The following is a 12,819-nucleotide window of genomic DNA, read 5'->3' as shown; positions in this document are numbered from 1 at the left end:
TGATAGCCGAGTTCGGAACCTTGGACTTAACGATAGAGTCCAGTTATTAGCCTGCTAATGAAAACAGGGCTAAGTTGAAAGCTCTGTTCGTCCCGTCAGGTCCGTAGCCGTGCGGACCATAAGGAGTCATGTAATGTCATCGCTAGATAGCCTGAGAACCCTTAAAACCCTGCAAATCGACGACAAGACTTACCACTACTTCAGCTTGCCCGAAGCCGCCAAGAGCCTGGGTGACCTGGACAAGCTGCCGATGTCCCTCAAGGTGCTGCTGGAAAACCTGCTGCGCTGGGAAGACAACAAGACCGTCACCGGCGCCGACCTCAAGGCCATCGCCGCCTGGCTCAAAGAGCGCCAGTCCGACCGCGAGATCCAGTACCGCCCGGCCCGCGTATTGATGCAAGACTTTACCGGCGTACCCGCCGTGGTCGACCTGGCCGCCATGCGCGCCGCCGTGGCCAAGGCCGGTGGCGACCCGCAGCGCATCAACCCGCTCTCCCCCGTGGACCTGGTGATTGACCACTCGGTGATGGTCGACAAGTTCGGCAGCACCAGCGCCTTTGAACAGAACGTCGACATCGAGATGCAGCGCAACGGCGAACGCTACGCCTTCCTGCGCTGGGGCCAAAGTGCGTTCGACAACTTCAGCGTGGTGCCACCGGGCACCGGCATCTGCCACCAGGTCAACCTTGAGTACCTGGGGCGCACGGTGTGGACCAAGGACGAAGACGGCCGCACTTACGCCTTCCCCGACACGTTGGTGGGCACCGACTCCCACACCACCATGATCAACGGCCTGGGTGTACTGGGCTGGGGCGTGGGCGGTATCGAAGCGGAAGCGGCGATGCTCGGCCAGCCGGTGTCGATGCTGATTCCGGAAGTGATCGGCTTCAAGCTGACCGGCAAATTGAAAGAAGGTATTACTGCCACCGACCTGGTGCTGACCGTCACCCAGATGCTGCGTAAAAAAGGCGTGGTCGGCAAGTTCGTCGAGTTCTACGGCGACGGCTTGGCCGACCTGCCCCTGGCCGACCGCGCTACCATCGCCAACATGGCCCCGGAATACGGCGCCACATGTGGCTTTTTCCCGGTGGACGAGGTGACGCTGGACTACCTGCGCCTGTCCGGCCGCCCGGCAGAAACCGTCAAGTTGGTGGAGGCCTACACCAAGGCCCAGGGCCTGTGGCGTAACGCCGGCCAGGAACCGGTGTTCACCGACACCCTGGCGCTGGACATGGGCAGTGTCGAAGCCAGCCTGGCTGGGCCGAAACGCCCGCAGGACCGTGTGTCACTGCCCAATGTAGGCCAGGCGTTCACGGACTTTCTCGACCTGCAGTTCAAACCCGCCAGCAAAGAAGAAGGCCGCCTGGAAAGTGAAGGCGGCGGCGGGGTTGCCGTGGGCAATGCGGATTTGGTCGGCGAGACCGATTACGAGTACGACGGCCACACCTATCGCCTCAAAAACGGCGCGGTGGTGATCGCCGCGATTACCTCCTGCACCAACACTTCCAACCCCAGCGTGATGATGGCCGCAGGCCTGGTGGCGAAAAAGGCCGTGGAAAAAGGCCTGACCAGCAAGCCGTGGGTGAAAACCTCCCTGGCGCCCGGCTCCAAAGTGGTGACCGATTACTACAAGGCGGCCGGCCTTACCCAATACCTCGACAAGCTGGGCTTTGATCTGGTCGGCTACGGTTGCACCACCTGCATCGGCAACTCCGGGCCATTGCCTGAGCCGATCGAAAAAGCCATCCAGAAGGCCGACCTGGCGGTGGCTTCGGTGCTGTCGGGCAACCGCAACTTCGAAGGCCGCGTGCACCCACTGGTGAAAACCAACTGGCTGGCTTCGCCGCCGTTGGTGGTCGCCTATGCCTTGGCGGGCACCGTGCGTATCGACATCAGCAGCGAGCCGCTGGGCGAAGGCAAGGACGGCAAGCCGGTGTACCTCAAAGACATCTGGCCGAGCAGCAAAGAGATTGCCGATGCGGTGGCGCAGGTCAGCACCGGTATGTTTCACAAGGAATATGCCGAAGTGTTTGCCGGTGACGAGCAATGGCAGGCGATTGAAGTGCCGCAGGCCGCGACCTATGTATGGCAGGAGGACTCCACCTACATCCAGCATCCGCCGTTCTTTGACGATATTTCCGGGCCATTGCCGGTGATCGAAGACGTCAAGGGCGCCAACGTTCTGGCCCTGCTGGGCGATTCGGTGACCACCGACCACATCTCCCCCGCCGGCAATATCAAGACCGACAGCCCCGCCGGGCGCTACCTGCGCGAGCAAGGCGTGGAGCCACGCGACTTCAACTCCTACGGCTCACGCCGGGGCAACCATGAAGTGATGATGCGCGGCACCTTTGCCAACATCCGTATCCGCAACGAAATGCTCGGCGGCGAAGAAGGCGGCAACACGCTGTACATCCCCACCGGCGAGAAAATGCCGATCTATGACGCCGCCATGAAGTACCAGGCCTCGGGCACGCCGCTGGTGGTGATTGCAGGCCAGGAATATGGTACCGGCTCAAGCCGCGACTGGGCGGCCAAGGGCACTAACCTGCTGGGGGTCAAGGCGGTGATTGCCGAGAGTTTCGAGCGGATTCACCGCTCCAACCTGGTGGGCATGGGTGTGTTGCCGTTGCAGTTCAAGCTGGATCAGAACCGCAAGGCGCTCAAGCTGACCGGCAAGGAGAAGATCGACATTCTTGGGCTTACCGATGCCGAGATCGAACCACGGATGAACCTGACACTGGTGATTACCCGCGAAGACGGCAGCAGCGAGAAGGTTGAGGTGCTGTGCCGGATTGATACGCTTAATGAGGTGGAATACTTCAAGGCCGGTGGCATCTTGCACTATGTGCTGCGCCAGTTGATCGCGTCCTAAGCAACACGGGAGATCAAATGTGGGAGCTGGCTTGCCTGCTCCCACAGTTTTGACCGTGTTCAGATCAGCCGAACAGCCACTTCCACAGCAGCACCAGCACAACCACAGCCAGCACCGGCCGCGCAATGCGGTAGGCCTTGGGATGCTTGCGTTTCCACTGCTTGACCACACCACTGAATTTGTCACTGAACGTCTTGCTCCAGGCATACGCCTGGTTGATCCCGCCCACACGCTCGTCATCCAGGTTCTGCGGCGCAGTCGCGCGACCCAGCTGCTTGCTGACCCAGCGGTTGATACCGGTCATGATGCGGTTGCTCAACGGGCGTTCGATATCGCAGAACAGAATCACACGGGTGTGCTCGGTTTCGTTCTTCACCCAATGCACGTAGGTTTCATCGAACATCACGTCTTCACCGTCGCGCCACGCGTAAACTTGGCCGTCGACAAAAATGCGGCAGTCGTCGGAGTTTGGCGTGGACAAGCCCAAGTGATAACGCAGCGAGCCTGCAAACGGATCGCGGTGCGGGTTGAGGTGGCTGCCACCCGGCAGCAGCGCGAACATCGCGCCCTTGACGTTAGGGATGCTGCTCACCAAAGCCACGGTTTTCGGGCACAGCGCCTCCGCCGATGGCAGGGGTTTGTCGTACCACTTGAGGTAGAAACGCTTCCAGCCCTTCTTGAAGAACGAGCCAAAACCGGCGTCGTTGTTTTTTTCGGCGGCGCGGATATAACCCTCGTCGAACAGGTGCATGGCCTCTTCGCGGATCACTTCCCAATTATCCTTGAGCACATCCAGCTCCGGGAACTTGCTGCGATCCAGGTATGGCTTGGACGGCACGGCCGAGAACAGGTACATCAAGGCGTTATACGGGGCGAACAGTGCCGAATGGTTGACGAACTGGCGCAACACCGGCAAACGCGCCTTGCCGCGCAAGTGCACATACAGAATGCTGCCGATAAACAACGCCAGCACCGACAGTTTGGCGGCCAAAGAAAAGGTCATGCAGCAACTCCTGAAAATAAGCGCCTGGCCAGCAACCTCCCGTCAACGGGAAACCAGACGTAGCAGCCGGCCATGATAAACACTTGGGCCATTATGCAGAAGGCCCAGGCCGACCGGCTGATATACATCAACTCCGATGATGAGCGGAGCCGTTGTGGCAAGCAGGCTTGTTGTGGCGAGCAGGCTTGCCCTGCGTTGGAGTGCGAAGCACTCCCCATTCAGACTACGCGGTGTACCTGATAGACCGATTCGTCGGGTTTAGGGCTGCTTCGCAGCCCAGCGCAGGGCAAGCCTGCTCGCCACAGGAGATCATCACGCCTGGGTTTCTTGATCGGTAAACAGATCGCTGAACAACATGCTCGACAGGTAACGCTCGCCGGAGTCCGGCAGGATCACCACGATGGTCTTGCCCTGCATTTCCGGCTTCTCGGCCAGACGCACGGCCACAGCCATGGCGGCGCCGCAGGAGATACCGCACAAAATCCCCTCTTCCTGCATCAGGCGCAGGGCCATGGCCTTGGATTCGTCGTCGGTCACCAGCTCCACGCGGTCAACCATCGACAGGTCGAGGTTTTTCGGCACAAACCCGGCGCCGATGCCCTGGATCTTGTGCGGGCTCGGCTTGATCTCTTCACCGGCCAGCGCCTGGGTGATCACCGGCGATACCCTCGGCTCAACCGCCACCGACAGAATCGGCTTGCCCGCAATGTTCTTGATATAGCGCGAAACGCCAGTAATGGTGCCGCCAGTGCCCACGCCCGCCACCAGCACGTCCACGGCGCCATCGGTGTCGTTCCAGATTTCCGGGCCGGTGGTTTTCTCGTGAATAGCCGGGTTGGCCGGGTTTTCGAACTGGGCCGGCATAAAGTAGGTGGCCGGATCGCTGGCGACAATCTCGCCAGCCTTGTCGATAGCGCCTTTCATGCCCTTGGCCGGCTCAGTCAGCACCAACTCGGCGCCCAGGGCCTTGAGCACTTTGCGTCGCTCGATGCTCATGGAGGCCGGCATGGTCAGCAGCAGCTTGTAGCCACGGGCGGCGGCGACAAATGCCAGGCCGATGCCGGTGTTGCCGGAGGTCGGTTCGACAATGGTCATGCCCGGCTTGAGTTTGCCGGTGCTTTCGGCGTCCCAGATCATGTTGGCGCCAATGCGGCACTTCACCGAGTAACCCGGGTTACGCCCCTCGATCTTGGCCAGGATGGTCACGCCACGCGGCGCAATGCGGTTGATCTGCACCAGGGGCGTGTTACCGATGGAGTGCGCGTTGTCGGCAAAGATACGGCTCATGACGGGTCCTTAAGGCAATTTCAAGAAGGCCCCAAGGGTATGCCTCAGGCCTTTGGGCGTCCAGTCAGAGGAACGTTGCGCCCGCGCGTGCGGTCCATCGCCTATACCGTTGGAGAGCATTGACATGAAACGTCGCTACAGTGGGCTGCTATGGATCGTCGCCGTACTGGTGGTAGTACTGATCGCCCTGGACCTGGCCCTGCCCTATCTGGTGCGCAATTACCTGAACGACAAGCTGGCCGACATGGGCGACTACCGTGGCCAGGTCACTGACGTGGACATGGCCTTGTGGCGTGGCGCCTACCGCATTAATGGCCTGAAAATCGTCAAGGTCGACGGTAAAGTACCTGTGCCGTTCGTCAACGCGCCGCTGATTGAATTTGCCGTCAGCTGGCACTCGCTGTGGTACGACCATGCCGTCGTCGCCGAGGGCCATTTCGTAAAGCCTGAAATCAACTTCGTCGACGGCGGTGCCAACAAACAGGCGTCCCAAACCGGTAAAGGCACCGACTGGCAGCAACAGTTGAAAAAACTGCTGCCGATCACGCTGAATGAAGTGCGCATTGAAGATGGCAAGATCGCCTTTCATAATTTCAGCTCCAAGCCCCAGGTGAACATCAAGGCCACCGAGGTCAATGCCAGTCTGTACAACCTGACCAACGTGGTAGACCTCAAAGGCAAACGCGACGCGCGATTCGAAGGCAAGGCCCTGCTGCAGGGCCAGGCCCCTATGGAGGCCAACGCAACCTTTGATCCTTTAAATAATTTTGAAGACTTCGAATTCCGCTTCCGCGCCCGCGACTTGCAACTTAAACGCATGAACGACTTCGCCTCGGCCTATGGCAAATTCGACTTCAAGGCTGGCACCGGCGACGTGGTGATTGAAGCCCAAGCGGAAAAAGGCCAGCTCACTGGCTATATCAAGCCGCTGCTGCGCGATGTAGAAGTGTTCGACTGGAAACAGGACGTGGAGAACAAGGACAAAAACATCTTCCGCTCGATCTGGGAAGCCGTGGTAGGCACCAGCGAAACCGTGCTCAAGAACCAGAACAAAAACCAGTTTGCCACCCGCGTGGAACTCAGTGGCAGCGTGCATCAGCAAGATATCAGCGCGTTCTCCGCATTTTTGGCGATTTTGCGTAATGGCTTCATCCAGGCGTTCAATGCGCGCTACGAACAACCCAAGCCTTCCGCCAACTAACCCTGGGAGCTGGCTTGCCTGCGATAGCATCAACTCAGTCTGCCTGAATCACCGAGGTGCTCGCATCGCAGGCAAGCCAGCTCCCACATAAGCATCAGCATAACCCCCGCCCGTTGGCCTGCGATGTGACCGGCCATTCAGAGACTGAATAACCCGTCTGCGTTCACAGTCGCCGGGGCTGCGCGGTATAGTCCGGGCATTGATGAATTCGAGGAATGACCGATGAAGTTCGAAGGCACCCAGGCCTATGTGGCTACCGATGACCTGAAACTGGCCGTCAACGCCGCCATCACCCTGGAGCGGCCGCTGCTGGTCAAGGGCGAACCGGGCACCGGCAAGACCATGCTCGCCGAGCAATTGGCCGAGTCCTTTGGTGCCAAGCTCATCACCTGGCACATCAAGTCGACCACCAAGGCGCATCAGGGCCTGTATGAGTACGACGCGGTCAGCCGCCTGCGCGACTCGCAACTGGGCAACGAGAAAGTCCACGATGTGCGCAATTACCTGAAAAAGGGCAAGCTCTGGGAAGCCTTCGAGTCCGAGGAGCGCGTGATCCTGCTAATCGATGAAATCGACAAGGCCGACATCGAGTTCCCCAACGACCTGCTGCAAGAACTCGACAAGATGGAGTTCTACGTCTACGAAATCGACGAGACCATCAAGGCCAAGAAACGCCCGATCATCATCATTACCTCCAACAACGAAAAAGAGCTGCCGGACGCGTTCCTGCGCCGCTGCTTCTTCCATTACATTGCGTTCCCCGACCGCAGCACCCTGCAAAAGATCGTCGACGTGCACTACCCCGATATCAAGAAGGATTTGGTCAGCGAAGCGCTGGACGTGTTCTTCGACGTGCGCAAAGTGCCGGGCCTGAAGAAAAAGCCGTCCACCTCCGAACTGGTCGACTGGCTCAAGCTGCTGATGGCCGACAACATCGGCGAAGCGGTGCTGCGCGAGCGCGACCCGACCAAGGCTATTCCGCCGCTGGCCGGTGCCCTGGTCAAGAACGAGCAAGACGTGCAGTTGCTGGAGCGTCTGGCGTTCATGAGCCGTCGCGGTAATCGCTGATGCTGCTCAACCTGTTCAACGAGATGCGCGCCGCCAAGGTGCCGGTGTCGGTGCGCGAGCTGCTCGACCTGATCAACGCGCTTAAACAGCGCGTGGTCTTCGCTGACATGGACGAGTTTTATTACTTGGCCCGGGCGATCCTGGTCAAGGACGAACGGCACTTCGACAAATTCGACCGTGCGTTCGGCGCCTATTTCAATGGGCTGGAAAAGCTCGACGACCACCTGCAGGCGTTGATCCCTGAAGAATGGCTGCGCAAGGAATTCGAACGCTCGCTGACCGATGAGGAACGCGCGCAGATCCAGTCCCTTGGCGGCCTGGACAAGTTGATCGAAGAATTCAAGAAACGCCTGGAAGAACAGAAAGAACGCCACGCCGGCGGCAACAAGTGGATCGGCACCGGGGGCACCAGCCCGTTTGGCTCCGGCGGCTACAACCCGGAAGGTATCCGGGTTGGTGATGCCGGCAAACGCCAGGGCAAAGCCGTAAAGGTCTGGGACCAGCGCGAATACAAGAACCTCGACGATCAGGTCGAGCTGGGCACGCGCAATATCAAGATCGCCCTGCGCCGCCTGCGCAAATTTGCGCGTCAGGGTGCGGCTGAAGAGCTGGATATCGACGGCACCATCGACCACACGGCGCGGGATGCCGGCTTGCTGAATATCCAGATGCGCCCGGAGCGGCGCAACACCATCAAGCTGTTGCTGCTGTTCGATATCGGCGGCTCGATGGACGCTCACGTGAAGATCTGCGAAGAGCTGTTTTCGGCGTGCAAAACCGAGTTCAAGCAACTGGAGTACTTCTACTTCCACAACTTCGTGTACGAGTCGGTGTGGAAGAACAACCAGCGCCGCACTTCAGAGCGCACCTCTACCCAGGACCTGCTGCACAAGTACGGCGCCGACTACAAAGTGATTTTTATCGGCGATGCGTCGATGGCGCCGTATGAAATCACCCAGGCCGGCGGCAGTGTCGAGCACTGGAACGAGGAGCCTGGGTATGTGTGGATGCAGCGCTTCATGGCCAAGTACAAGAAGCTGATCTGGATTAACCCGTACCCGAAAGACACTTGGGGCTATACGGCGTCGACGGGGATTGTGCGCGAGTTGGTGGAGGATCAGATGTATCCGCTGACGTTGCGTGGGCTGGAAGAAGGCATGCGTTTTCTGTCTAAGTAGGTGGTGTATTCACTGACGCTATCGCAGGCAAGCCAGCTCCCACAGGGGAGTGCATTCCAAAGTTGAAATGCATTCCCCTGTGGGAGCTGGCTTGCCTGCGATGCTTTTAGCGATTCAAAAACCGCTGCAAAAACTCGATGTGCTGCCGATGCGCAGTCTCCTGCACCACTGGCGCCAGCCTCACCTTCTCCCCCGGCAAACACTGCGCCAGCCGCGCCAATGCCAACGGCGTCAGTGCGCCCAAACGCGGATAGCCGCCAATGGTCTGCCGATCATTGAGCAACACAATCGGCTGCCCATCCGGCGGCACCTGGATCGCGCCCAACGGGATGCCTTCAGAGATCAACGACGGCCCCTGGTACTGCAACGGCGTGCCCAGCAGGCGCATGCCCATGCGGTCGGCGCGGCTGTCCAGCGACCAGTCGGTATTGAATGCATCGAACAGGCTCTGCCCACTGAACTGGCCGATCTGCGCGCCGACAATCACGTCCAGCGGCGTTTTTGCCGGCAGATCAGGCGTGCTCAGCACTTTCATCGCGCCGCCCGTACCGGAATAAACCAACCGCCCGCCTTCGGCCAAGGCCTTGCCGAAACCGTCCAGCCCACCTAATGCCTCACGTACCACCGTGGAACAACTGCCCAGCACAGCCGGCGCATCAAACCCGCCGGGCGCCGCCAGGTAAGCCCGCGCACCACTGAATGGCTGGGTAAAGCGCAGACGCTGGCCCTTTTGCAGGATAAAACTGCGCCCAGGGCTGATGGCGCGTTCGTCGATATAGGCGCCCAAATCCGCCCCGGCCAATGCCAGCAAACAATAGTCTTCGGCCTGCACGGTAAACCCGCCCAAGGTGATTTCCACCACCGGTGCATCCAGCGCATTGCCCAGCAGCCAATTGGCCCAGGACATCGACACCCAATCCAGCGCCCCGCCCTGGGTCACGCCCAGGTGGCGCACGCCAAAGCGTCCGGCGTCCTGCAACAGGCACAGCGGCGTGCTGGCCTCGATCAACAAGCGGCTCATGCCTGCGCCTCCAACGGCGTGTCATCGCCACCCAAATGGATGAATTCGGCGTGGCCGACCGCTTCGAAACGTACGGTATCGCCCGGCTGCATCAGGCTGTAGCCGTCACGCTCGCGGTCGAACAGTTTGGTCGGGGTGCGGCCGATCAGGTTCCAGCCGCCCGGCGACACCACCGGGTAGGCGGCGGTTTGCCGCTCGGCAATGCCGACACTGCCGGCCGCCACGCGTTTACGCGGCGTGTTGAGCCGTGGTGTGGCGAGGATTTCGTCGACCAAGCCCATAAAGGCAAAACCGGGCGCGAAGCCGAGGGCAAAGACTTGGTATTCGTGGGCACTGTGGCGATGGATCACCTGCTCGATCGACAAGCCGCTGCGCTGGCTGAGCAACGTCAGTTCCGGGCCGACACTCAGGTCGTACCACACCGGCAACACGTGGCACTGGCCGCTGCCCTGCGCCTGGGGTTGCAAGTCGGTCAGCGCACGGTCGATCAGCTCCCGCGCCTGGGCCGGGCTTAACGCTGTGAGGTCGTAATGCACCATCAAGGTCGTGTAGGACGGCACCAGATCCACCAGCGCGTCACCAAAACTTTCACGCAGACGTTGGGTGGCGGCGAGCATCCACGGCATGTTGGCTTCAGCAATCACCTCAAACAGACGCACCATCAAGCAGTCGATGGCCACCACTTCAATGCGTGGCTTCATGCTGGTTTCAACGCCTCGCGGATGCGCTGCACAGCGGCGATCGAGCTGGCGTTGTCGCCGTGTACGCACAGGGTGTTGGCCTGCAACACCAGGGCGCTGCCGTCGCTGGCCGTCAGGGCTTGCCCACGGGAAATGGTCAGGGCTTGCTGCACGATGGTGTCGGCGTCGTGATGGACCGCGCCCGGCAACTGACGCGAAACCAGATGGCCCTTAGGGTCATAGGCGCGATCAGCGAAGGCTTCGAACCACAGTGTCAGGCCGAATTCATCGCCCATCGCCTGGGCCTCGCTGTTGTCGCTTTTGGCCAGCAACATCAAGGGCAAATCGCCATACGCGGCCACAGCCTGCATCACCGCTCGCAGTTGCGCCGGTTTGGCCATCATGTCGTTGTACAGCGCACCATGGGGTTTGACGTAGCTGACGCGGGTACCCTGCGCACGGCAGATGCCCTCAAGGGCGCCGATCTGGTAGTGCATGAGGTCCTGGATTTCCTGCGGCGTATAGGCCATGGAACGGCGGCCGAACCCTTGCAGGTCCTGGTAGGCCGGGTGCGCACCTATTTGCACGCCATGCTTGAGTGCCAGGCTGACGGTCTGGCGCATGATGCTCGGGTCGCCGGCATGAAACCCACAGGCCACGTTGGCGCAATCGATGAACGGCATGACCTCGGCGTCCAGACCCAAGGTCCAGTTACCAAAGCTTTCGCCGATGTCGCAATTCAAAAGCAGACGGCTCACGGTGGTTGCTCCTGTAGGCTTTGTATTTTTTGTAGTGTGGGATTTTTTACGCAGAACTCGCAACTTGTCCTGACACCCTAACGGCGCTTATCGTGGAATGCCTCGATTTTTGGCGTTTGCCGGGTGCGGCGTCCAACTAATAAAAACCGATCCAAGCATAAGAAAAGTTGATCCCATGAATTTGAAGTTCCTCGAAACTTTCGTCTGGGTGGCCAAGCTCAAGAGCTTTCGCCTGACCGCCGAAAAGCTGTTCACCACCCAGGCCTCGATTTCCAGCCGCATCGCCGTGCTCGAAAGCGAACTGGGTGTGAAGCTGTTTCTGCGCGATTCACGCGGCGTCAGCCTGACCCCGGAAGGCTTGAAGGTGCTCGATTATGCCGAGCAGATGATGGTCACAATGCAGGGCTTGAAGCAGTCCCTGGAGACCACCAGCAGCAAGGTGGGGCGCATCCGCATCGGTGCCATGGACACGGTGATCCACACCTGGCTGAGCCCATTGGTGGCGCAATTGATGGATCACTTCCCGCGGGTAGAAATCGAACTGGTCGCCGATACGGCGCTTAACCTCAGCGATCAGCTGCAAAAAGGCTTCCTCGACCTGATCCTGCAAACCGACCTGCTGCGCCTGGAAACAGTGCGCAGCCTGGAGCTGGCCAGCCACCCCATGGCCTGGATAGTCGCCAGCCACTCCATCTACAACCGTGACTACGCCTCCCTCGCCGAACTGGCCCAGGAGCGCATCATCACCTACTCGAAAAATTCCCACCCACACCAGGATGTGCTGAGCCTGATGCAGGCCAACGGGGTGGCCTCGCCACGCATGAACTGTGTGAACTCGGTGTCGGCGATTACCCGCTTGCTACGCGATGGCTTCGGGATTGGCGCGTTACCGCCGGTGCTGGTGATGGAGGAATTGGCCAGTGGGGAGTTGGTGATGCTGCCAATGGCGCAACGCTTGCCGAACTTGCAGGTGGTGGTGTCGTGGCGTGTGGGGGTGGAGTTGGTGGAGGAGATTGTGGGGTTTTGCCAGAAGGTGGTGGCGCGGTATGCCGAGGAAGTGGGCGAAGAAAGGATGGTACTAAGCCAATGATCTTTCCCACGCTCCGCGTGGGAACGCAGCCCGGGACGCTCTGCGTCCCAAAGCCTGACGCAGAGCGTCACAAGAGGCATTCCCACGCAGAGCGTGGGAACGATCATCTTTAGAGGCCTTTAAGGTCGCGCTCTTCAATCGGCCGGCTCTGGCGCAGGCGCTTGCCGCCCAACACCACCCAGTCGATCAGGCGAAACAGGCATTCGATGCCGAACGACAACAGCATCGCCCCGCCCAAACCCCAGCCCATCGCCTCAGGCGTCAGCAAAATCTGGTAGCTGTAGCCATTCCAGGTTTCCAGGCGGATATCCGGGTCGGCAGCCACCGCCACTTGCAGCGCGCGGATGTACCACGGGCCTTGCATGGCCTGGAACTGCTTGTCCAACGCCACCTGACGATCGAGCAAAGTGCCCAGGCTGTTGGCATCGCTGCGAAACACCGGGTCATCACTGGCGCGGTAATGGGCCACCAACGCCTGCAAGTCCCCATTGAAGAACTGCTGCGCCGTGGCATCAAAGCCGCGCAGGCCGGTCTGGGCTTCGATCAAATGGGCTTCAACGCGCTTGGCGTAGTCGTTGATAAACCCCGGCACTTGCACGCCGACCAACAAGCCAATGGCAAACAGCACCAACCGCAGATAACTGAGCAACATGGTCGA

11 protein-coding genes are annotated in these 12,819 nt (G+C 60.0%); 5 read left to right on the top strand and 6 right to left on the bottom strand.

What is annotated here, in order from left to right:
* Window positions 1-133 precede the first annotated feature (133 nt).
* Window positions 134-2,875 (top strand): aconitate hydratase AcnA, encoded by a 2,742-nt coding sequence (acnA, locus tag AOA62_RS11275; protein ID WP_099548671.1) that lies wholly within the window; start codon window positions 134-136, stop codon window positions 2,873-2,875.
* Window positions 2,876-2,939: 64 nt separating this feature from the next.
* Here acnA and AOA62_RS11270 read toward each other — a convergent pair whose 3' ends face one another.
* Both AOA62_RS11270 and cysK read right to left on the bottom strand, forming a co-directional pair.
* The gene (locus AOA62_RS11270; protein WP_099548670.1) at window positions 2,940-3,878 is read right to left on the bottom strand and encodes an aspartyl/asparaginyl beta-hydroxylase domain-containing protein; all 939 of its coding nucleotides are present in this window, start codon (window positions 3,876-3,878) and stop codon (window positions 2,940-2,942) included.
* Between the two features lie 312 nt (window positions 3,879-4,190).
* Window positions 4,191-5,165, bottom strand: a complete 975-nt coding sequence (gene cysK / locus AOA62_RS11265; RefSeq protein WP_099548669.1) for a cysteine synthase A — start codon at window positions 5,163-5,165, stop codon at window positions 4,191-4,193.
* A 124-nt stretch (window positions 5,166-5,289) separates the two neighbouring features.
* Here cysK and AOA62_RS11260 point away from each other — a divergent pair, with 124 nt between their 5' ends.
* The 3 genes from AOA62_RS11260 (at window position 5,290) to AOA62_RS11250 (ending at window position 8,612) form a co-directional block, all read left to right on the top strand.
* The gene (locus tag AOA62_RS11260) at window positions 5,290-6,366 is read left to right on the top strand and encodes a DUF748 domain-containing protein (RefSeq protein ID WP_099548668.1); all 1,077 of its coding nucleotides are present in this window, start codon (window positions 5,290-5,292) and stop codon (window positions 6,364-6,366) included.
* Window positions 6,367-6,588: 222 nt separating this feature from the next.
* A complete protein-coding gene (locus tag AOA62_RS11255; RefSeq protein ID WP_017137402.1) occupies window positions 6,589-7,434 on the top strand; it encodes a MoxR family ATPase in 846 nt (281 codons plus the stop codon).
* A complete protein-coding gene (locus AOA62_RS11250) occupies window positions 7,434-8,612 on the top strand; it encodes a VWA domain-containing protein (protein WP_099548667.1) in 1,179 nt (392 codons plus the stop codon). Before AOA62_RS11255 ends, AOA62_RS11250 begins: the two co-directional genes overlap by 1 nt.
* 106 nt (window positions 8,613-8,718) lie before the next feature.
* Here AOA62_RS11250 and AOA62_RS11245 read toward each other — a convergent pair whose 3' ends face one another.
* From AOA62_RS11245 to AOA62_RS11235, 3 genes are read right to left on the bottom strand one after another with little or no spacing between them, the layout of a single operon-like run.
* Window positions 8,719-9,633: a biotin-dependent carboxyltransferase family protein gene (locus AOA62_RS11245; protein WP_099548666.1), complete on the bottom strand. Its 915-nt coding sequence runs from the start codon at window positions 9,631-9,633 to the stop codon at window positions 8,719-8,721.
* The gene (gene pxpB, locus AOA62_RS11240; RefSeq protein ID WP_017137399.1) at window positions 9,630-10,334 is read right to left on the bottom strand and encodes a 5-oxoprolinase subunit PxpB; all 705 of its coding nucleotides are present in this window, start codon (window positions 10,332-10,334) and stop codon (window positions 9,630-9,632) included. The genes AOA62_RS11245 and pxpB overlap by 4 nt, the downstream gene beginning before the upstream one ends.
* Window positions 10,331-11,071, bottom strand: a complete 741-nt coding sequence (locus AOA62_RS11235) for a 5-oxoprolinase subunit PxpA (RefSeq protein ID WP_017137398.1) — start codon at window positions 11,069-11,071, stop codon at window positions 10,331-10,333. Before AOA62_RS11235 ends, pxpB begins: the two co-directional genes overlap by 4 nt.
* A 175-nt stretch (window positions 11,072-11,246) precedes the next feature.
* Here AOA62_RS11235 and AOA62_RS11230 point away from each other — a divergent pair, with 175 nt between their 5' ends.
* Window positions 11,247-12,161 (top strand): LysR family transcriptional regulator, encoded by a 915-nt coding sequence (locus AOA62_RS11230; RefSeq protein WP_099548665.1) that lies wholly within the window; start codon window positions 11,247-11,249, stop codon window positions 12,159-12,161.
* A 109-nt stretch (window positions 12,162-12,270) separates the two neighbouring features.
* Here AOA62_RS11230 and AOA62_RS11225 read toward each other — a convergent pair whose 3' ends face one another.
* Window positions 12,271-12,813, bottom strand: coding sequence for a DUF2937 family protein (locus AOA62_RS11225; protein ID WP_099548664.1), 543 nt, complete (start codon window positions 12,811-12,813; stop codon window positions 12,271-12,273).
* Window positions 12,814-12,819 lie beyond the last annotated feature (6 nt).

The organism is Pseudomonas sp. 2995-3 (assembly GCF_002742565.1).
GTDB lineage: Bacteria > Pseudomonadota > Gammaproteobacteria > Pseudomonadales > Pseudomonadaceae > Aquipseudomonas > Aquipseudomonas edaphica.
This window is presented reverse-complemented; position numbering and strand designations above follow the sequence as displayed.